4 protein-coding genes and 2 rRNA genes (1 of these 6 only partly in view) are annotated in these 24,589 nt (G+C 36.8%); all 6 read left to right on the plus strand.

Annotated elements, in window-relative coordinates:
• Window positions 1-1,562: ribosomal RNA gene (locus QYS48_RS09555) — 23S ribosomal RNA — on the plus strand; it begins 1,322 nt to the left of the window's first position.
• 138 nt (window positions 1,563-1,700) lie between these two features.
• Window positions 1,701-1,812: ribosomal RNA gene (rrf, locus tag QYS48_RS09560) — 5S ribosomal RNA — on the plus strand.
• 212 nt (window positions 1,813-2,024) lie between these two features.
• The gene (locus tag QYS48_RS09565; protein WP_308355711.1) at window positions 2,025-6,719 is read left to right on the plus strand and encodes a hypothetical protein; all 4,695 of its coding nucleotides are present in this window, start codon (window positions 2,025-2,027) and stop codon (window positions 6,717-6,719) included.
• Window positions 6,716-8,695 carry a hypothetical protein gene (locus tag QYS48_RS09570; protein WP_308355712.1) on the plus strand — a complete coding sequence of 660 codons (1,980 nt, stop codon included), beginning with the start codon at window positions 6,716-6,718 and terminating at the stop codon, window positions 8,693-8,695. Before QYS48_RS09565 ends, QYS48_RS09570 begins: the two co-directional genes overlap by 4 nt.
• Window positions 8,696-8,749: 54 nt before the next feature.
• Window positions 8,750-17,593: a T9SS type A sorting domain-containing protein gene (locus tag QYS48_RS09575; RefSeq protein ID WP_308355713.1), complete on the plus strand. Its 8,844-nt coding sequence runs from the start codon at window positions 8,750-8,752 to the stop codon at window positions 17,591-17,593.
• Window positions 17,593-24,585, plus strand: coding sequence for an FG-GAP-like repeat-containing protein (locus tag QYS48_RS09580; RefSeq protein WP_308355714.1), 6,993 nt, complete (start codon window positions 17,593-17,595; stop codon window positions 24,583-24,585). The genes QYS48_RS09575 and QYS48_RS09580 overlap by 1 nt, the downstream gene beginning before the upstream one ends.
• The last annotated feature ends 4 nt before the right edge of the window (window positions 24,586-24,589 follow it).

The raw sequence follows: 24,589 nt of genomic DNA on the forward strand, positions 1-24,589 counted from the left end.
TAGACTAAGGTTTCCTCAGCAATGCTAATCAGCTGAGGGTTAGTCAGGACCTAAGGCGAACCCGAAAGGGGTAGTCGATGGACAACAGATTAATATTTCTGTACTACCTTATAGAGTGATGGGGAGACGGAGTAGTGAAAGTCCCGCGTACTGACGGAATAGTACGTTAAAGAGTGTAGGTATTGGTTGTGTAGGTAAATCCGCACGACTAGCTGAACTTGATAGTACCACAACGCTTCGGCAGCGTGGATAGTGGACCTAATCAGACTTCCAAGAAAATCCTCTAAACATATGTATAAGGTACCTGTACCGTAAACCGACACAGGTAGTCAAGGAGAGAATCCTAAGGTGCTCGAGTGATCCGTGGCTAAGGAACTAGGCAAAATGGCCCTGTAACTTCGGGAGAAGGGGCGCCTCGTTAGTGATAACGAGGCCGCAGTGAAGAGGCCCAGGCGACTGTTTAACAAAAACACATGGCTTTGCGAAATCGAAAGATGATGTATAAGGCCTGACACCTGCCCGGTGCTGGAAGGTTAAGGGGGGACGTTAGTACTTCGGTGCGAAGCGTTGAACTGAAGCCCCAGTAAACGGCGGCCGTAACTATAACGGTCCTAAGGTAGCGAAATTCCTTGTCGGGTAAGTTCCGACCTGCACGAATGGTGTAACGATCTGGGCACTGTCTCGGCCACGAGCTCGGTGAAATTGTAGTAGCGGTGAAGATGCCGCTTACCCGCAACGGGACGAAAAGACCCCATGAACCTTTACTATAGCTTCACATTGACATTGGGTAAAATATGTGTAGGATAGGTGGGAGACTTCGAAGCTGTGTCGCCAGGCATGGTGGAGTCGTTGTTGAAATACCACCCTTATTTTATCTGATGCCTAATCCCGCGTAGCGGGAGACATTGTGTGGTGGGTAGTTTGACTGGGGTGGTCGCCTCCAAAAGAGTAACGGAGGCTTTCAAAGGTTCCCTCAGCACGCTTGGTAACCGTGCGCAGAGCGCAATAGCATAAGGGAGCTTGACTGTGAGACCTACAAGTCGATCAGGGTCGAAAGACGGATATAGTGATCCGGTGGTTCCGCATGGAAGGGCCATCGCTCAAAGGATAAAAGGTACTCTGGGGATAACAGGCTGATCTCCCCCAAGAGCTCACATCGACGGGGAGGTTTGGCACCTCGATGTCGGCTCGTCACATCCTGGGGCTGGAGAAGGTCCCAAGGGTTGGGCTGTTCGCCCATTAAAGTGGCACGCGAGCTGGGTTCAGAACGTCGTGAGACAGTTCGGTCTCTATCTGTTGTGGGCGCTAGAAGTTTGAGAGGACCTGATCTTAGTACGAGAGGACCGGATTGGACAAACCGCTGGTGTACCAGTTGTGCCGCCAGGTGCATTGCTGGGTAGCTATGTTTGGAAGAGATAAGCGCTGAAAGCATCTAAGCGCGAAACTCGCCTCAAGATGAGACTTCTTTAAAGGAACCCTATAGATGATGGGGTTGATAGGCTGCAGGTGTAAAGGCAGTAATGTCATAGCCGAGCAGTACTAATTATCCGTAGCTTTCCGTTCAACAGTCTTATGTTTACTTTAGTGCTCTTTCACTAAAACATGTTAACTATTCTTCAAAAGAGAGGAATACTAAAGAAATTACTGATACTGCTGTCCCGATTAGTCGGGATAAATGATCATAAACCCATTCAAGAGTTTATGGTGACTATAGCGGTGGGGTACACCTCTTCCCATTCCGAACAGAGAAGTTAAGCCCACCAGCGCTGATGGTACTGCCGTAAAAGGTGGGAGAGTAAGTCGTTGCCAACTTTTATTATAAGCCTGATAGCTTTAAAACTATCAGGCTTTTTTTATGCCTTTATTTTATTCTAGTTCAAAATGGCTAATAGATTAAATGTTTTCGTGTGATATCAATGTAATAAAACAAAAGAAATCCAACATTTTGTTTTGTTAGATTTAATTTGCTAACTATTTTTGGTTTTAATTATTTTAGAAGTTACTGCAGCCGAGACCTAGAGTTATTGAAGAATTATCTTTTTATATTTGTATTCCTCCTTTCTACCATTTCAGTTCATGGAATTGATCGAAATAACTTATTAAAGTTAAAAAGAGTAGAAGCAAGAACTATTACTAATTTAAGAGTAGATAGTGTAGCAATTCCTAAAAGTAAAATAAAACCTGTCTTATTTGAAAATTTCAAACGCGTAAGACAATTTAATGATCAAAAAATCAACCAATCTATTACTTCAAAATTTGATGTTCTTCCAAATGAAGGCCTATTTTTTGATTCAGAAATGAATGAAGACTCTATTAATTATTTTAGAGAAGAAGCCTTTAAGACTTACAATAAAATTGAGGAAGATAATCGATTTATAGACTACTTAACCTTAGGTCAGTCCTTTCAGCTACCAGTTGGGATAAAGAAAACAATTGGAGGACTTTCTTATACAGTGATGTTTACTAAAGTAAGATTGACTGAAAATAATGCTTACATAGATGCCTTTCTGACTATTAAGTTACCCTCAGATAAAATCCTAGCCTTTATGGGTAGAGGTATCGAATTTTCTGCTTCTGGCGGAATTACGGGTACTGGTAGAGTTGAATTACTAGGAAATAATAATATTGATTTTGACTCAGATCCTGACAATAATAAGGTGCTTTTAACACTTTTTGGAGGAGATGCATTGAAACCAGGTAATACTTATGCAGAGTTTGATTGTTATGGTTTTAAGGAGCTTTCGATTGATGCAGGGATTACATTTTCAAGAGACTTTTTAAAATTAGAGAACCCTGACGGCACTTTGTCCAATGATAGGGTAACTTCACGTTTTACGACTAAAGTTTCAAGTTGGAATGATATAGTAGTGGATCTTTCCCTACCGAGATTTCAGTTAGCTAGTCTCAAGGGATGGTCTTTTGAAGTATCTAATGCTATTTTTGACTTTTCTGATAATCAAAATGCTAGTGGAATAGTGTTTCCAGCTGATTATGATTCACCTTATTTCAATAATGGACTTCAATCTTTGTGGAGAGGATTCTATTTTAGAGAGGTAAATGTTTTCTTGCCTAATGAATTTAACAAAAAAGGCAGTGATCAAAGGACATCATTTTATGCCTATGATCTAATTATTGATGAATTAGGATTTACAGGTGTAATAGGAGCTAAGAATATTTTAGATTTAAATGATGGAAATGCAGATTCCTGGAAGTTATCGGTTAACGATATTAACGTAGAATTTTACAAAAGTGAATTTATTTCAGGAAATCTTTCTGGAGAAATTGAAGTGCCATCTTTAGAAACAGATGAACCACTGGCTTATTCAGGTACTTTTAATGTAAACGGTAATTATGATTTGATAGCACGATTACAATCTACAGCTAAGTTCAATGTATTTCAAGCTGATTTAAACTTAGAGCCAAACTCGCTTATTGAATTAAAAGGTATTGAAGGTAAATTTAAACCTAGAGCGGTATTACATGGGAGTATGAATTTGAAGCCGACAACTTCTTCAGGTAAGAAAGTGGCTGAAGTTAATGGATTGGTATTTCAGTCTTTAGTATTACAAACCGAAGCTCCGTATTTAGATGCTCAGTATTTCGGATTTGAAAATAATTCTGATGGCAATACTGTTGGTGGATTTTCGATTGGTATAGAAAAAGTTGCGTTAGAAATAGATTCTGAAAATAGAAGAGTAGGAATTCAAACGGAGTTAACCGTGAATCTGGTTAAAGCAGCAGATAATGGTTTTGGTGCAAAATCTGCTTTTACTATTTGGGCTAATCAAAATCAAATTGAAGAAAGAATTACTTATGAATATGATCGCCTCGAATTAGATGGTATCGCAATAAAAGTGGATAGACCTGGATTCTCATTTGATGGATCTTTGGTATTCTATGAAGGTGATAATACTTATGGGAATGGCTTTAAGGGATCTGTATTGGCTGAATTTGGTTCAGATGATAGTCCGATTACAGTACAAGCTACTGCTCTTTTTGGATCTGTTGATGGATTTAGATATTGGTATGTCGATGCAATGGCCGAGTGGCCAAACGGATTACCAGTGGTTGCACCTTTCGCTATAAATGGTTTAGGAGGTGGAGCATTTTATCATATGAGACAACAAGGATTAAATGAGAATATTGGCTCTCAACTTGGTCGATCTGTTTCTAATATCATATATATCCCTGACGACAATGTTCATCTGGGTATTAAGGCTTCTGTAACTTTTAGTATACAAAATGCTGAAAGCACAGCTAATGGAAAAGCAGAATTTGGAATAGCTTTTAATTCTAAGGGAGGAATAAATCAAATTGCATTTAATGGTTCAGTAGAGATGATGACTGGCCAATTCAATACAGGACCCGATGTAATTAAAGATTTGGCTTCAAAAGTTTCTAATCAAGAAGCTATAACTTCAGAACCAGGTTCCGCTTTTCGAGGAGATGTTCGACTTTTATTTGACAATGTTAATAATAGCTTTCACGGAGTTATTGATGTTTATGTTAATGCTGCGGGAGGAGTTGTAACGGGTAGCAATCCAGGCTATTTAGCTGGGAGATCAATCATTCATTTTGAAGAGAATTATTGGTATATCCATATAGGAAAACCTACTAATCCGATTGGTATTCAATTTTTAGGTCTGGCTAAAGCGGATACATATTTTATGATAGGTCATGAGATACCTCCTCTACCTCCACCACCACCAGAAATCTGGAGAATTTTAGATAAAGATGAAAAAGCTCATAGTGAAACTCTAGAAGCTGAAAATATTGATAACCTGGCCTTGAGATCAGGGAAGGGTTTTGCCTTTGGAGCAAATTTCACAGTTGATACTGGACAAAAGGAATATCTAATGTTTTACGGTAGGTTTGCAGCAACCGCAGGCTTTGACATTAATCTGTCTCATATACAAGCAAAATGTAAAGGTGAGCAAGATATAATTGGAATAAACGGATGGTACGCATCTGGCCAGGCATACTTTGGTTTGTGGGCTACCATTGGTATGGATATAAAATTGAAATTTATAGATAAAAGAGTTGAAATATTTTATGGAGCGTTAGCTGCATTAATGCAAGTTGAGGGGCCCAATCCTTTTTGGATGAAAGGAAATGCAGCAGGTACCTTTAGTGTACTAGATGGATTAGTAGAAGGTAATTTTGATTTTGAGCTTGAAATAGGGGAAAAATGCGAAAAAGTTTCGCTAGGTGATAGTCCTTTAAAGGAAATGAACATAATTGCTGAATTGACACCTGCAAGTGGAACCACAGAAGTGGATGTATTTACCTCACCGCAGGCAGTATTTAATATTCCGGTTGAAAAAGAGTTTAAAGTATTGGATTTTGAAAGAAATCCAAAGTATTACCGGGTCAAATTAGATTATTTCAAACTGATGGATGGAGCTACTGAAATGGATGCTAATATAAGTTTTAATAGTGAAAAAAATGTATTCGTCCTTGATCCGAAACGCATATTGCCTTCTGAAAGTCAATTAGATTTAAAAGTAAAAATTCACTTTGAAGAAAAGAAAAATGGTGTTTGGACAGATTACAAAGAAAACGGAAAGACAGTGACAGAATCTATGGATTATACTTTTACTTCTGGTCTGCAGCCTGATTATATTCCTAAAGACTTAGTGGAATACTCTTATCCTATAGAAGGGATGGTGAACTTCTATCAAAATGAATATAATCAGGGCTATATTAAATTAACTGATGCAGGATTAACTCGACCATTTGAAAAAGAAGGGAGATGGGATTTGAAAGCTGCTTTCACAGATAAATCTGGAAATTCTGTAAGAACAGACTTTACTTATAATGACAACACACAAGAAGTACGATTCGATTTAGACCCTTTAGATAATGATAAGATCTATCATTTTCAATTGCTTAGAGTGCCTAGTACAGAAAATGTAAAAGTAGATAGTAATGTCAAGCAGGTGAAAACTTCCACTAAGACAGAGATGGACGGGAAAGACCTTACTTTTGAGGTCGAAACTCAAGAAGCAGAAGGAAGCATAGAGGCTTTGACCGAGGAAGAAATTTTTTCTCTTTATTTCAGAACAAGTAAGTATAATACTTTGGGAGAAAAATTCTTTTCAGATGACTATGACAAGTCGACAGGTTCAAGATTTAGATTACGTCATGGAGTACATCAGTTGTCTATAGATTTTAATGCTGGATTTGAGCGTTTTGGGGATTATGAAATAAATGGGGGGGCAAATGTAGATCCTTTAATTTACATAGAAGCAGATTTTGAAAACAACATTTGGTATCAAAATCATTTGGGTCCGCTAGTATACAACGGGTACCCTTATTTTCCAATTGGAAATGTAGAGAAAATAAGGATAGAGGAAAATTTAACCTATGGAGTGCCTCCAAAAACAGCTTTTTACATATCTCAACCGGATACAGACCTAAGAGTCAATCAGTCTACCAATTTTGATCAAACTTTTTTTAAGGAATATAAATATTTTGCTGTAAAGTATTTTGCTGCTGATTATGTGGAGAAGCAATATACGGAGTTGCGAGATGAAGCAACTACTTACTATGCGACTAGATCAAGAACGGCAAGGATAGAGAATTTTATAACTTCAGTTTTTCCAATCATTAGAAAAGGTTCATATCCGACTAACTTTAAGTATATTTTACCGGGCGGGATAAGCGGACAAAGTAATTTTATCCTATATTTTACAAGTAACGTAGGAGAAGCAGAATGAGAAAGATCTATATCATAATATTCTTACTTTTTAGTGTGAAGGTGGTAGCCCAAAAACAAGCATCTGTGCAATTAAGTCTAAGCTATGATTCACTGGGCCATAAAATTCAGCTAAGGTGGGCTGCTGATCAGGCACCATTATGGCAACTGGCAAATAGGTATGGCTATACCGTAGAAAAATATTACTACGAAAGAAATGGTGAGCTTTTAGATCTACCATTAAATAAAGAGATTTTAATAAGTGATTGTAAGCCCAGGCCTTTAGGTGAATGGGAAGATATTGTGCAAGTAAATGATTATGCAGCAATTGCAGCTCAATCTATATATGGTGATGGGATCAATTTAAATGATGCCCAAAATGGATTTTTTTCTATCGTTAATAAATCCAAAGAACTGCAATCGCGTTTTTCCTTCTCATTATTTGCTGCGGATCAGTCTGTGGAAGTAGCAGATTATTTGGGATTGTATTTTGAAGATTATAAAGTAAAGGAAAACGAACGCTATTTGTATAGAGTATATGCCAATGTACCGGATAGTATTCTAAGTACAGATACGGCATCTGTTTATTTTGGTCCTAAAGATTATGATCCATTGCCAAAACCTAAAGTTGAAGCCATTACTCAAAAAGATGGAAAGGTAATTATTCGATGGCTAAATGCTCCTTACAGTCATATTTTTTCAACTTATATCATTGAAAGAGCATATGAGGAAGATAATTTTAAGAAAATTAATTCATTACCTATTATAAATTTTAAGAAAGGACCTAGTAAAGACAATCTGTTTAATACTTTTATCGATACAGCCCAATATCAAGGGAAAGTATCCTACAGAATTTTTGGTAGAAATTCATTCGGGCAAATTAGTCCCTCCTCCGATACTCTCAGTATTGAGAGATTACCTAAATTTAGAGCTCCTATTCCTAAAATTGATACAATATACTATACAAAAGAGGGAGCTAATGTGATAAAATGGTCAGCCTCTGGTGAAACCCAATATATTAAAGCCTCATTTTTGGAGAAGTCCGATGAATCAGAAGGGAATTATGAATTGGTTCAAATAGATAGTTTGAATACCAATTTTACTTTTGAAGATTTTAGACCTAATGCAAAGAAATATTATAGAGTGGGGGTTAGCACTGGAAATAGGATTAACTATTCTTATCCTGATATTTTTCAATTGATTGATAGTATTCCTCCGGCAACCCCTGAATTTGCAGAATATATTACTAAGGATAGTAGTCTTACTATTTCTTGGCATTCTAATGAAGAGGAAGATATAGCAGGATACAGAATCTACAAGGCCCAAACAAAGTATTCAGAGCCTTCAATGCTATATGATGCGAAAAATTTAGATACAGTTTTAACTGTGATTGAGAATTTAGAATTAATCAACAACGAACGTTATTATTATATAACTGCTTTTGATAAAAATGGGAATACTTCTGATTTAAGTGAAGCTTTCGAAGTAGAGTTACCGGATATAATTCCACCTTCTGCCCCAATCATAAACAAAATTTATCAAGTAGCTGATACAGTGAAAATTGATTTCATTAAAAGTGCAAGTGTAGATGTATATAAATACTTATTGTATCGAAGTATTGATAACTCATTATATGAATTGGTAAAAGCCTTAGATTCTGATAAGTCTAAGATTATAGATAGGGTAAAATCTGAGGGAAGCTATAAATATAGATTGATTGCTTTGGACGATTCTGGAAATGAAGGAGTATCGAAAGCTACGTCTATAAATGTAATTTTTAAAAACTCATCAAATTTTGAATATCAAATTTTAGAAAATGAAGACTCTTTTAGTATTATTTGGAGTAATAATGCTAATAGAAAAGAACAAAAGGTTAAGGTATATTATAAAAGCGATCTGCAATTAAACCTGATCAGAGAAGCAAAAATGGATGCTGGCGAAATAAAAATTACCAAAGGGAATAAGAAAAAAGAGAATTTTAAAGTGATAATAATCTAAATGTATAGGTTTAATCTTTTTGTTTGTTTTTTAATACTAATTGTATTTAGTCATTTGAGTATTGCGGGTGAAGATCTCACCAATGCAAATTTAAGAGGTACTAGCATAAATGGAAGTGTAGCCTGTTACAATACCTATACTACATACGTTGTCAATAGTAATGAAACAAATGGATGTGTTTTCAAATATACGTGGACGGCAACAGGAGGTAAATTTTCTAATGGTGCTAATGTGGTCACTGGAAATGACTTAAAGGTAGTAAGTGTATTTTGGAATTCAGGTGAATCCAATTATGAGTTAGAACTATCAGCATTTCAAGCTTTTGTAGGGAACTGTACTCCAGAGTCGATAGAAATTTCAGCTTCAATTATACCAACATTTGGAGGAGATGCAGAAGTTTCACCTGAATTAAGTACCTTAAGTTTTAGTGGCGATGAGGATGACAATGGAGCCAGTGGGATTATTTGTTCGAATGATGGTACAATAGATATCACAGAGACACCACCTAGTAGTACTTATGATATTCAGTCAAGGGTTAGGTACAAGGTGGGCACTGCTTCCTATACAACAATTAAAGACTGGACTGCAAGTACTGTAAAATCAATTAGCCCTATTTATACCAATTTACATGTAAATGTTGATTTTCTTATCGAAAGTCGTTATACTAATTGTACTTCGGTAACCAATTCAACAGTAATAAGTAGAGATTTTTATAAAACTCCCACAGGTTCAATAGAGGGAGATGTGCAAGATCCAAGCTGCGACAATCCCCTTGGATCGCTTACTTATTCTGTAACTTCTTCTAATATAAATTATCTTTACTGTTCATTTATAAATGCTCACGGCAGTGTAAGTGAATTAGCAAATAAAAAAGCTTATACAACAACTGTCCTACCCTCAAGAATATCAGGAGGTAAAGCATACTTTGATTTTGATAGAAGCTTAACAGTGACTGTTTCTGATCCTGAGAACCCGAATGTCGAAAAAACTGAAGAATTGCGGCTGGTACCAGGTAAATGGACGGTTCAGATAGATTTTAATATAGATGATAAAGATGGAAATCCTATATCAGATTATCCTTGTGGAAGAACTGAGCAATTTACAGTGGGACCTATACCTGATATAAGTATTGAAGAATTTTCTGCAGATCAAGACACGTTAATTTGTTATAATTCTACAACAAATATAAATGTAAAAGTAAGTAGAAATGATAATAAAGACATTAATAAGATTACAATACAAGATGTGAGTAATAATAGTTCTAAATCTGTTAAAACATGGTACGATCAAGCAAGCGGTGCAAATTTGAGCCACTCTGTTGGCCCTGGCACATATAGATTACAAGTCAGATATAGTGATTGTGATTTAGAATATTCTGCAAGTAATATTCTTATTACAAACCAAAGTGATGTGGATATTGATGATTCTTTCCAACCTTCTATAACATCACAACCAATTCTATGTTGGTACAATTATAGTGCTGCTATAGAGCTAACTGCAAAAAGGCAAGAAGGAGATCAATTAGATTATAAATTACAGAAGAAAACTTCTAATAATAACTGGTTTGACTGGCAAAGTCCAAAATCGGGAGCTAGTAATCAAACTGTTACTTTTACAAGGTTAAATGGAGGAGTATACAGGGTTCTAGTGAAGTATGATCAATGTACTTCATGGGCTAATGAAGGCAATTACATTCTAAGCAATGAGATAGATATTCCATATCCACCAGTGATAACTTACAGAGAACCCCCTATTTTACAGCCACCTTCTTGCCCTGGCTTAGAAGATGGTAGTATTCAATTGTTTCTGGAAGGTGGTACTGTAGCAAGCCCATCAGAGTATGAAATTGATGCAGTCATGCTAAATGGTCAATCAGTTGATAAAGAAGATTTTACAATAAGTGGCTTAACAATAAGCGGTTTCGGTGAAGGTGACGAGGTACGTCTAACAGTAAAAGATGCAAACGAGTGTTCAAGATCATTTACAAACACTATTCCAGATATCACTAATCCGCTAACCGTAATTATTGATACTCCAGTAGATCCTACATGTTTTGATGGTTTTGGTTCCATTAGCTTTACTTCTAGCGGGGGAGCGATCTCAGAAAATAACTTTAGCTATAAATTAGTGAAGTTACCCAATACGTGTACTGGTAACTTTAGTAACGATTGTCCAGATTTTAACGATGAGAATGTCTTTTGGGAAAATAGAGATACTACTTCACCTACAATATCTGGAATAGACCCTCAAAACAATGCCACTTACGTTATTCAGGTTAACGATGGAAATTGTACTATTTATTCAGATGAATTTAGCTTCAATGTTCCCGACCAACCTCAAATGGTTTCATCGGAAGCTGCTGCTCCAACAGGTGGTATTAAATTAGAAGATGATTATTATGTGCAGTGTAAAGATGATCAAATCGACATTACCTGGCCTTTAAATTTTGACTCAAGCAGTGGAAAAGTAAGTAAAGATTTCACTATTACTAAAGACGGTGAAACATTAGAAAAGGATAAGGATTACACAGTTTATTCCGACAATATTGTACTCCGCAATGCCAACGTTTTTAACTCTACTTCTACAACTTATGAAATTACAGGTACAGATGGAGATGGTTGTACTCTTTCTACAGCAGATGATTCAAATTTGTTCATTTTGAATCAGGTAGAAGACGAATTTAAAATTGATAAAACAGAAACTAAAGTCAAAGTATGGTATAAAGATAAAGAAGATAATGACTACCATCTTAAGCATGCAAAAGATACCAATGGAACTGTCTTTATGAAAGCGGTGGGTGGAATGCTTTTAGATGGGAGTAGTCAAAATTATAATTATTACTTATACGATGCAGATGAAGAAACTTTGATTACGGAGAGTGTCGAAAAAGGTGCAGATGATATTTATGCATTTGATAGTCTATTACAGGCTCAGAAAAATTACAGGTTTGAGATCGTTGATAGACTGGGTTGTTTGAAGGACTCTACTTTCCGCTTAAATGCCCCTGACACGCTAAAAATAGAAATCACTTTAAATACCTCTTATGCTGGTGGTGTTAATATTGCATGCAAAAATGGTACTGATACAGTAAAAGTTCAAACCTCAGGGGGATTGTATCCTCATTTTGTAGAATTGAAATCAGGGGAGACTACTTACTTCTCACAAACTATACATTCCACTGAAGATACAGCCATTTTTCGCAATGTTGCAGCAGGTAATTATTATGTACAAGTTACTGATAAATATGATTACTCAGTTGATTTTCAGTATATCACTAAAACCGAGAATTTTGATTTAATCGAACCGACAGACTCCGTTGATTTTGAACATGAAATGCGGGAACCAAGCTGTTTTTATTCAGAAGATGGTGAACTGACTATTACCCCCTCAGGCGGAATCCCTTTTCCAAATGATGAATATATCATAATGTTTTATAATCAGGAGGGAACTAAATTGCTAGATAGTATTAAGGGAACATCAGCGACATTTATTGATTCAGCAGGTTTTTATAAAGTAGAAGTGTACGATGCTAATTCTTTTAATTACAATACGGTTTGTACGGTCAAGAATTCAGTTTTAGAAATCGAAAATATCCCTCAACTCCAAACGGACACCTTATATTATGACTTTCCATTGTGTCTGGGTGATAGTACGGGTAAGATTCATGTTAGAGCAACTGGCGGTAGGTCTGATGGTAGCTATTCATTTAGATTATATGATTCTAACCAGACTCAAATTGATTCTTTAATTGATGCCAATACGAATCAACATAGTTTTGTATCTCTTTTTTCTGGACAATATAGGGTAAAAATTACGGACACAGTAGGCTGTGAATTTAGCCGAGATATATTGCTTAAGGAAAGAGAAGATCCCCTATCAATAGTAAACTTACAACCAATAGAGTCAAAGTGTAGCAATACGACAGATGCGGCCATAAAGGTTACGACTACTGGAGGTGATGGAAGACATTCTTTGTCTATAAATAAAGGACAGAGTTGGGTCCAATTAGATTCAGCTGTTAATGATTACCAATTTACAGAATTAGTGGGAGGCCAGTTCTATGAGATATGGTTGAAAGATGAAAATTATTACAAAAATTCATATCAGAGCAGTTGCCTGATTATTGATACTGTTACCATCGCAAAAACAGATTCTGTTATGCTAACTTCTGAGGTTAAGCAGGTAAGTTGTTTTGGAGGATCGGATGGAAGTATTAAGATCAATGCATCTTATGGAGAAAATACAAATACGGATATTTTCAAATTCGAATGGTATAAAAACGGCAATCTGCTTGAAAATGAAACATCGGATCGCCTTGAAAATCTAAGTAGAGGAAGTTATACTGCAAAGGTTACTTATGATACTATTGCTTGTAGTCAAAAATCTTTAACAGTAGGAATTTTACAGCCAAGCAAGCCTTTTGCTATTGATACTATTTACGCCCAAGACTATAATTGCGAGACCACTGATCCACTTAAAGTGCAAATTAATTTGTCAGGTGGATGGAAAGCAAACAAGTATAAAGTTCAGATTGATAATTTGCTCCCCGATTCAATACAAATAGATGAATTCGAATCACTATCTATCTACGAAAATTTAGACTATGGAGAGCATCAAATAAGGATTTGGGATGCGGAAGGCTGTGAAGTTTCAGAATCATTTGAAATAAATTACCAGAGACCAGCCATAGATAATATAGCAATAACTAATGTAAGTTGCAATGGCGAGTCAACTGGCTCTATAGGCTTCAGTGGTCAGTATGAAATCATGGATTACTACCTTTGGAATGATCTGACTGGTACATTAGGATTGGAAGCCCAGGAAAAGGAATCTGTTTTATTTCAAGGTTTAGCTGCTGGGCTGTATAGGATCTGGAGCAAAAAAGGGAATTGCATTTCCGACACCCTTTCTGTGACGATTACTGAGCCTTCTAAATTACAGATAAATCCTATTGTGTTAGAAGCGGCTACTTGCGGGCAAAACAACGGAGGGCTTGATGTAGAGATAAAAGGTGGAACTCCTCCTTACAATATCAACTGGCTAGGAGGTATTGATCCAGCTGCTTTGGGTGAAGGAGAATACAGGGTAAGTGTTGAAGATTCTCTGGGTTGCGCAGTAACCTCCTCCATTTATATGCCAGAGGTAAGTCCGATCGAAATAGTTATCGATAGCTTAAAGGACTCTTACTGCAATTTAAATAATGGTTTTGCCAAAGTAAGTATTTCAGAAGCTACGCCTCCCTACTCAATTTATTGGAATGGAGTGGAAGGAGAAGATTTAAATTCATCTTTAAGCCCTGGTACTTATGAAATTGCAGTAGTGGATGCTTTGAATTGCTCTCAAAGCATTTCTCTAGAAATAAATGAGCCTCTTCCGGTTGAGCTTACTATTGCTGAGTATAGGGAGGCAGATTGCGACATCGCCAACGGCTACATAAGATTTGAATACGATAACCTAATTTCACCTTTTGAGGTGATTTGGCCAGAAACTTTAAGTCCTATTGATAATTATGCTGCAAATGGATTGACTGCAGGTGTGATGTATTCATTGAATCTTGTAGACTCCGCTGGTTGTACTCATGAGTTTTCTTTCAATATTCCTGATAAGTCTGATTTATCCTTAGAGTTTGAAGTAGAAAAACCAAGTTGTGAAAATGCCAATGGTTCCCTTAAGGCAATAGTATCTGGAGGATCTGGAAACTATAGCTATTCGTGGTCAACAGGCGAAGAAGGCACAGATGCTATATCCAACTTAGCTGCAGGATTCTATTACCTATCAGTAGAAGATGAGCTGGGATGCAAGGCAGTAGATTCAATAAGTTTGTTAGATAATCCGGACGCATTCCCTGAGTATGATATTATAAAATCAGATCCTAGCTGTAATGACAATGATGGTTCTATAGAGGTTCAATTCGTAAACTTTGATCAAAATTTTGAGGTCTTTTGGCCTACTTCTTCCATTGTTGCAAATAAAAGAGAAGGCTTAGCTGCAGGAATATATACTGCAGTGATACAAAATGCAGATGGTTGTAGTGAAGAAATTCGAATAGAGTTAGCAGCTTTCCAAAGACCAGAGTTAGAAGTCGAATCCATTAAAATGTCGTCTTGCGGAAACTCAAATGGAGAAATCAGGTTAACTGAAATTCCTAAACTGAATTACATATGGTCCAGTTTTGAGTTAGGTAGCACGCATATAGCGGACAGTTTATCTGCCGGCAACTATTGGGTTTATGGAGAAAATCAAGATTTGTGCAGAACAGATACTTTATTTTTCACTCTGGATAATGTAGATAGCGATATTGTTATCCAAACGCAGTCTATCGTTTCAACTAGTTGCCCAAATAGTAATGATGGATCTATCAAGATTAATGTTAGTGGAGGTTTGCCGCCTTACACCTATTTATGGGATGATAATGGGGAGCAGACACAAGCAGAGGCCGTTAATTTAAAAGCAGGGAATTATACTGTATTGGTAACAGATGCTAATGAATGTGCTACTTCCAAAACGTTTAATCTTCAATCTCAAAACCCTGTATTCATTGCTTCATTTGAGCAGATAGAACCACAGTGTTATGATTCTTTTGACGGCAGTTTAACGGTAAATGCAGGAGGAGGGAAAGGTAACTATACCTATTTATGGTCGAATGGAGATACCACTAGAACGGCAGATAGTTTGGCAATAGGAAATTACAGTGTTCAAGTTTTTGATGGAAGTAGCTGCTTCGCTTTTGAAGAGCTTACCTTAACTGGGCCTGAGCCAATTGCTATTCAACTAGAAAGTGGTCCTCCAGTATGTAGAGGAGAAGAAACAGCTTATGCAAACCTAAATGTTGCGGGTGGTTCTGGTCAATATAATATTCTATGGGATGACGGAAATACTCAGGAGTCCAGAAGTGATTTAGAGGCTGGTTCTCATCTGGTTTCAATTCAGGATGCCAACGGTTGTGAAAGAGAATTTGAAATAATAATACCTGAGCAGCAGGAAATTGATGTTGAATATACGGTAATAGCGCCATCATGCGCTGGAGGATCAGATGGAAGGATTGAAATCAATAGAATTCTAAATGCAAGCAATCCATTAGTGGAATGGCAGGACGGTAATATAGGAGTTATTCGAGAGAATTTGACTTCTGGTCAATACGTTTATACCATTATTGATAATCAAAATTGCTCTATCCAGGACACTATTAGAGTTGAAAATCCTAATCCAATTGAGATTGTAAATGAAGTTATTCAAAATCCACTTTGTTTTGGACAAGCGAATGGGAGTATAACCTTTGATGTAGAGGGTGGAAGCGGTAATTATCAATATTTTTGGGAAGATGGTTCTGTAAATAAAAACAGGACGAACTTGGTGGATGGAACCTATGCACTTAGGATTCAAGATGACAATGGATGTTCACTAATAAGAGAATTCGTAATAACTCAACCAGATACTATTTCCATTAACTACTTAGTAAGTCCTGTAAGTTGTTTTGGAGATTTGGATGGCGCTATCGATTTAGATATTTCAGGAGGGTCTGGGAGCTATACCATAAACTGGAATGATAATGAAACCTCTGAAAATCGAGAAAATCTTGCTGCTGGATTTTACTTCGTAACTGTCACGGATTCAAATGGGTGTGTAAATACTGAGCAGATCTTAGTTCCGGAACCATCTCCATTGGATATAACAGTTAGTAAGCAACAGCCATCCTGTAATGGCGGTACAGATGGGCAGTTAAGCATAGAAATTACTGGTGGAAATCAGCCATATGAAATTGAATGGCAAGATGGTACTTCAACTAATTCTTTGGATAGTTTGACAGCAGGAAATTATTCTGTTGCAATAGTAGATGCAAAAGGATGTGAATTTTCTACAACCATTAGTCTAAATCAACCAAGTATACTAAGAGTAGCTGAAGAAAATACAGAAAATCCAATTTGCTACCAAGAACCAACTGGATATGCTGAAATAGTTCCTACAGGAGGCGTAGGGAATTATTCTATTGAATGGCATGATGGAGACACATTATTTATAAGGAATGATTTAATGGCAGGTGTTCATAATTATACTATTTATGATGGAAATAGATGTTCTTATGATGATCAAATCACACTAGAAGACCCTGATGAAATTAATATTGAAGGCCTCCCTGAAGAAGTATATTTATGTGGTAGTGGTACCTTGATTTTAGATGGAGGTGATAAATGGACAGAATTCCAGTGGACCTCTAATAATGGCTTCTCAGAAGTTACCCAGGAAGTAGAAATAAATCAAGAAGGAACCTACACTCTGAATACAGTTAATGAAGATGGTTGTACAGATGAGTATACTTTCGAAGTTTATAAAGACGATAATTTAATTGATACTGATTTCTTGTTAACCTCAGATGCGATTGTAGGGGATACCGTGATTATAGTAGATGTAAGTTGGCCAGTGCCTGATTCTACCTTCTGGGATAATGGTGATAATCCAGATCTATATGTTGTTTCTCAGGAAGATGGCTATCAAGAAGTGATCTTTACACAAGCTGCTGATTACGAAATGGGAATGACAGCACATATAAGTCTTTGTCAGGATTATATACGCAAAACTATTAAGGTCATGTCTCCTGAGGTTGCTGAAATGCAAAGACAGATGCAAGAACAGCTAGGAACTAATATGAATCTTGAGGTGAATGTTTTTCCAAATCCAAATTATGGCCGATTTAGGGTTGAAAGTGAATTGAACCAGCAGCAAAATATCAAGATCCATATTTTTGATTTGAATAAGGGAAGAATAATCACTTCAATTTCAGGGAAAAATAGTAAACACTATGTTTTTGATTTTGATGATCAAAACTTAGCTGAAGGAGTGTATTTAGTGATGGCTGAATCCGAAGGAAAAACGATTACCAAGAAATTTATAGTGAAATAATGCGTAGTATATTATTAATAGTTTTCATTCTGCTTTTCACATCTGAAAAAATATTTTCACAGTCCTTCAGGGAGCGAGAGGATTTTGGGATTCCTGCCTTGGGCAATGTACAATCCGAATGGCTGGATTATAATCAGGACGGACTACCGGATATGTTAATCAATGGAACGGATGAAAATGGAAATCAGGTATTTGGTATTTACAAAAATGATGGTTTGGACTTCAGGGGTGTTCCACAGTTTTTAACTTTAAGTTTACCGGTAAGCAGCCTGTCCAAGGCAGCTTTTCAATTGATTGACATCAATAATGATAATGCTACCGATATTGTTTATACAGGGGAAAATAGTTCTGGTATAGCAGAAACCACTGTTTTATTAGGGGATGGAACAGGATTTTCCAACAGTGGTCAGTTCAATTTGCCGGCAATCCACTCAGCCAAGCTGGCGGAAATAGATTTTGATCAAAATGGCTTTTCTGATCTCTTAATTATGGGCTTAAATACAAGTGGCGAGATTGAAACCAGCCTTTGGTTAAATAACGGAAATGACTTTACGAAAAGCGATATCAATTTGCCGCAAGTTTACGGGGGAAGCTGGGCCGTATTAGATATTGATGATGACCAATACAGAGATATTATTATCTCTGGAAAGAAGAGTGATGGTATTTTCACTACTAGAATACTATTAAATAATTCAGGAAAATCTGTCAGCAATCAGGCCAACAGTATTTTTGATGATTATTTAATTCAGGAAATCAAAACTGCAGATTTAAATAGTGATGGAAAAGAAGATTTAGTAATAAGTGGGAAAAGTGGAACAGAAAGTAATTCAACTCCTTTTGCTCAGATTTTTGAAAATGCATCCGGTAACTTTACAAAGAATGAGTATGAACCACCTGCTTTAACGTTAGCTACTATTGAGCTGATAGATTCAGATAACGATGGCGATCTTGACATTTTATTATTTGGTTTTGATACGGATTATACTAGACTTTATTTTATCGAAAACGAAAGTGACTTTAGATCTGCTGATCCGATTTCACTAGGTATGTTAAATGGTGCCGCTGTAGTGGCTGATTTTAATCAGAATGGCAAGCAGGATGTATTTTATTCGGGGCTAAGCGATAGTGGCTCTGGTAATGCTTCGCCTAGCAGTCGAATGCTTGTCAACGATATTTCTGTAACAAATGCAGCGCCAAGTATTCCGAAAGATTTAGTAAGCTTCTCTAAGGATGATTCGGTAAAATTGAGCTGGAGCTTCTCTGCTGATGACCGGACTGCAAGTAGTAGTATTTCTTATAACCTAAGTATTGGATCTAATGCTGATGGCAGTGAGTTTGGCTCTCCAGAAGCGATTCTATCAAATGGTCAATTACTTCGCATGAAAGATTTTAATCTTTTACAAAATGAATTTAAAGTAAATCAATTACCCGAGGGAGAATATTTTTGGTCAGTTCAAGCTATAGATGCTTCTGGGAATACCTCAAATTTTTCTACTGAAGAAAACTTCACCATTTGTCATATTCCTGATTTAGGAGCAGATACCGCTCTATGTAAGGGAGAAGAAATAACTTTTACTGCAGGTAGCGCTACTGATCAAGTGAAATGGTATTTTCAAAGGGATGGCTTAGAGCTGTCAGATCAAAACACCTTTACATTGGAAGTATTATCCACAGATAAGTTGATAGTGGAGATTGTAAAGCCTTTGCCTTTGGGATGTACGGTATATGATACTGTGGCTATTGAGATGTTGGAATTACCACTTAGTCCATTAGATGAAAATGCCGAAGTGTGTGAAGGAGAAGATTTGAGTTATGAGTTAGCTATGCCTAATCATACCATCAACTGGTATTCGGCAAATCAAGGTTTATTATTTCAAAATACCAGTGCAATCGATTTCAAAGTAATAGAAAATGATACACTTATTGCGGAAATTATTAATGAAAATAATTGTAGCATTTTAGATTCCGTTATCATTAAAAAATTAGACTTACCAGAAGCTGTTCCACTTGTTGATACCGTAATCTGTATGGGAGAAGAGCTAGAATGGAATATTACTGGTAGTTTTAACGCTGTAAATTGGAAAGATGCAAGTGGAAATATAGTAGCAAAAGATGTGAACACTTATACTGCTGTTTACGATTCTCCTGACACCCTTTTTATCGAAAAATTAAATGCTAACCTATGTACTGCAATCGATACGGTGGCCATTCATCTGAATCCGCTACCCACAGTTGATTTGGGTCCAGATTTGGAAATTTGTGATCAAAGCTCCACCATAATTGAACTTCCAGGCGATTGGTCTTATATTCAATGGACTAGTAAGAATAAGGGAGTATTAAATGAAAGTAGTAACACTTTGAACTGGGAAGTAGCAGAGAATGATAAAATATATGTTGAAGCGGCTGACTCATACGGATGTGTTAATTATGACACCTTATCCATTGTGAAAATAGACTTGCCAGAATTTAACATTGGTAATGATACCACCCTTTTCAAAGGAAGTAATATTCTTTTAAGTACACCTGCTGACTTTGCTTCTGTCAACTGGTATTCTAAATTGGATGGACCAATAGAAACAGGAAGTCAGTCTTTGGATTACCGGGTACTTAAATCCGACACTATAATAGCAGAAGCATTTAATGATAAAGGTTGCGTTTATTTTGACACTATTTCTATTGCTCAATCTTTTAATGAGCAAACTACTTTTGGTATTCCTGCATTAGGGAATGTACAATCTGAATGGTTAGATTATAATCAGGATGGATTACCAGACTTATTGATTAATGGTGCAGCTAAAAATGGAAACCAAATATTCAATATGTATAGAAATAATGGTAACCAAAGCTTTTCTGCTGTAGGATTGCCAATTAATGGTTTAGAGAAAAGTGCATTTCAATTAATTGATATAAACAATGACAATACAACAGATATCATTTACACAGGTAAAAATGCTTCTTCAGCTCCTGAAACATTAATATTAGTAGGAGATGGAGCCGGTTTTACGTTGAGTAATCAATATAGTTTACCTGAGTTGTATTCGGCCCAACTTTCAGTGATTGATTTTGACCAAAATGGGTTTTCGGATCTTTTAATAATGGGGCTGGATGCTAATGATGGCATAGAAACTGGTCTTTGGTTAAATGATGGCAATGACTTTTACAAAAGCGATATTGCGTTCCCACAGCTTTATAGAGGAAGCTGGGGTGTTTTAGATATCAATGATGATCATTATAGAGATATCATTATCTCGGGTGAGAAAGCTGATGGCTTCTTTACCTCTAAAATATTTCTAAATAATGCAGGTCATTCTATAAGCAATCAAGCGAATAGCGTTTTTAATGATTATCTGATCCAGGAGTTTAAAACAGCAGATTTAACCGCTGATGGAAAGCAAGATTTAATCATAAGTGGTAGAGATAATAGTTTCGTTCCATTTACTAAAATCTTTGAAAATGCATCAGGTCAATTTACTGAAATTCCAAATGTATTATCAACCCTAACTTCAGCTACTATAGAAGTTATAGATGCAGATAATGACGGAGATCTGGATATTTCATTATTTGGTTTAGATAACAATAGCAATTTTCAAGGCTATTTATATTTAAAAGAAGGAGGCACCTACAGTGAAAATAGTGCAGTACTACAAGGTATTTCTAATGGTGATGCAGCAGTAGCTGATTTTGACAAAAATGGGAGTCAGGATATATTCTATGCAGGTTTTTCTGATATAGATCCTGCTAGTTCGGTGATTTGTAGAATTCTTTTCAACCAAAATGAAACTATGAATGCTGCACCTTCCATTCCGGATGGTTTAGCAAGTTTTTCAAAAGATGATTCAGTTCGAGTTAGCTGGAATAAATCTGCAGATGACCTTACTACTAATAGCAGTATTTCCTATAATTTACGAATTGGTTCTACCAATTCAGCAGTCGATTTTGGCTCCCCACTAGCCAATTTAGTAAATGGTAAATTATATAAAAGTCAGGATTTTTACCTTCTACAAAATGAGTTTAAGATAAATGAATTAGCTGAAGGAGAATACTTCTGGTCTGTACAGTCGGTAGATGCAAGTGGAAACTCTTCAGTCTTCTCCACGGAGGAAAGCTTTGTAATCTGTAAAGAACCAGACTTAGGTGCAGATACAGCAGTTTGTAAATATGAGGAACTGTTATTTTCTGCAGGAAGTATTGGTGATGAAGTCAACTGGTATCTGCTTCAGGAAGGAACATCCATACTTAATCAGAATGATTTTCAATGGGAAATAACAGCTAGCGATACCCTTGTAGTAGAAGTGATAAAGCAGCTGGGATGCACTGTGACGGATACTATAGCGGTGGAAATGTTGGAATTGCCGGAAAGTCCGCTGCCAGAAGAAGAGTTTGTCTGTGAGGGAGAAATTCTCATTTATAATCTTGAAATGCCGGACCATAAGATTAACTGGTATAGCTTCAATGACGGACTTCTGGAAGAAAATAGTAATTACCTTGAATGGGAAGTGAACTACAGTGATACGCTACTGGTGGAATTCATAAATGCAGCCAATTGCATAATTCAGGATTCTGTCTTTATACGGAAGTTGGAACTGCCAAATGCTGTGGCACTAATTGATACCACCATCTGCAAGGGTGAAGAACTAGAATGGAAGGTAGAGGGAAGCTTCAGCTCTATAGAATGGGTGTCCCTTAATAAGGGTGTTGTTGCTAATGGTGTTAATACTTATACGGATGTTTACAACGAAAGAGATACACTCTTTATAAGCAAAACCAATACCAGCGGGTGTAGCATCATTGATACTGTAGTCGTAAATATTAATCCTTTACCTTTAGTTGAATTAGGACCCGATTTACAAGTATGTGATCAAAGTACAGCCACTATTGAACTTGCTGGTGAATGGTCCTCCATTCAATGGAGCAGTGCTGCTGAAGGAGTCCTTGAAGAAACAACTGCTTCCCTTACTTGGGAAGTAACCAGGGATGATGTCATTTATGTTGAAGCTGCAGATCTGAATGGCTGTATTAATTTTGATACCCTGGCCATTTCAAAATTAGCTTTGCCAGATTTTACGATAGGAAATGATACCACTATTTGTAAGGGCGGTAATATCCTCTTAAACACGGGAACAGGATTCGCTGCCACTAACTGGTATTCAAAAGCTGATGGGTTAATTGAGAAAGGTAGTCGCTTCTTAGAATATGACGTACTTAAAACAGATACCATCATAGCGGAAGTATTTGGTGTAAACGGATGTGTGGAGTATGACTCTATTGCCATTGTTGCTAATGAGCCTTTTCAGTATTCTTTAGGTGAAGATGTAGAGTATTGTCAGGGGGAATTAGTCAATATCATTGTTGATAATTTACAGGACAGCATTAACTGGTATTTAAATGATTCATTAACGAACACGCACACTAAATCTATTTCATTTGTGGCAGATAGTAGCTTAGCTGTTTCTATTCAAACATTTGACTCTCTGCAATGCGTGACTTTCGATACCATTCAAGTAAGGGTTAACCCTCTTCCTTTAGTTGATTTACCTGAAAAAATAATAGTCTGTGAGGGTGATTCAGTTTTCATTTCAAATTCAGAAAAGTACGAGTTTATGGAATGGGAGTCAGTGAAAAATGGAACACTAGCAAATGATACGACCTCCATTTCATTTGTTGCAAAAGAGACTGATACCTTCATTTTATCGGTTGGTGACATAAACCAATGTTTCATTAAGGATACAGTTATTGTAGAAGTAAATGACTTGCCTGAGTTTAGTTTAGGCGAGGATCAAGCAATTTGCACGGGCGATTCAATAAGTTTAAGCATTGATAAGCCAGCAGACTCTATTAATTGGTTCAATGATTTGGGACAACAGTTATTAGATACCTCATCTACAATTACTTTTCAAGTGACTCAGGATCAAAATTGGTGGGCGGAGCAATGGAATAGCAATGGTTGTGTGTACACTGATAGCATACAAATTTCAGCGATAAGTCTGCCCGAATTCGATGCAGGAGATTCAATTCTAATTTGTAAAAATGAGGTAGCAAGCTTAAACCCTTCAGGTTTGGATGATAATTGGAAATTGAGTTGGTCACCCTCTAAATTTGTTTCAAATGATTCCATTGCAAACCCAGAGGTGATGCCAACAGAAGATACTTGGTTTTATTTGGAAGTGGAAAATTCTAATGGATGTCTGTATACTGATTCAGTATTTGTTGCGATTGATAAACCTTTAATGCTTGATGCAGGCGATGATAGAGTGATTTGTTTGGGTGATGAAACCATTTTGGGTGGAAATCCAACAGCTTCAGGAAGTCAATTTAATTATCAATACGAATGGAGCCCTGCAGAATCATTAAATGACCCTGATAGTGCTAACCCGATTGCAAAACCAAAGAAAAGCACAACCTATCAATTGATATCATGGGCAGGCAACTGTAAAGCAGATACAGCAGAAGTAACCGTAAGGGTTCAAACCCCTCCTGAAATTATTTTGACGGCCGACACTACCATAGGGGCAGGTGATGCTATTCAATTACAAGCATCGGGAGGACAGTTTTATCAATGGCTGCCAGAGCGAGGATTATCAGATGCCACGATTGCAAATCCTATTGCTAATCCAGTTCGGACTACCACTTATACAGTTGAAGTATTAGATTCAGTTGGCTGTATTTCTTCTAGAGAAATGACGATATACGTAGAAAATCAATTATTTATTCCTAACCTTTTCACCCCAAATGCTGACGGCCAAAATGACTTTTTTAAAGTGTATGGAGCGGGGATTAAGGAAATAGAATTTAGAGTATTTACCAGAGGTGGAAAATTACTGTATCGTACCACTTCTGTGGAAGAGGCTTACAGCGTAGGTTGGGATGGCAAATACCAAGGGAATTTAGTGGAATCTGGTGTTTATGTATGGAGTATTAAGGGGAAGTATTTTGATGATCGCCCTATCAGTTATAATGGTCAGCAGTCAGGCTTAATCAATTTAATGAGGTAGATGT

The sequence above is a fragment of the Marivirga arenosa genome (assembly GCF_030503895.2).
GTDB classification, from domain to species: Bacteria; Bacteroidota; Bacteroidia; order Cytophagales; family Cyclobacteriaceae; genus Marivirga; species Marivirga arenosa.

Excerpts from the sequence above, each read along its gene's own strand:
- QYS48_RS09570 (WP_308355712.1), top strand. The coding sequence starts at position 6,716 with ATGAGAAAGATCTATATCATAATATTCTTACTTTTTAGTGTGAAGGTG.
- QYS48_RS09580 (WP_308355714.1), top strand. The coding sequence starts at position 17,593 with ATGCGTAGTATATTATTAATAGTTTTCATTCTGCTTTTCACATCTGAA.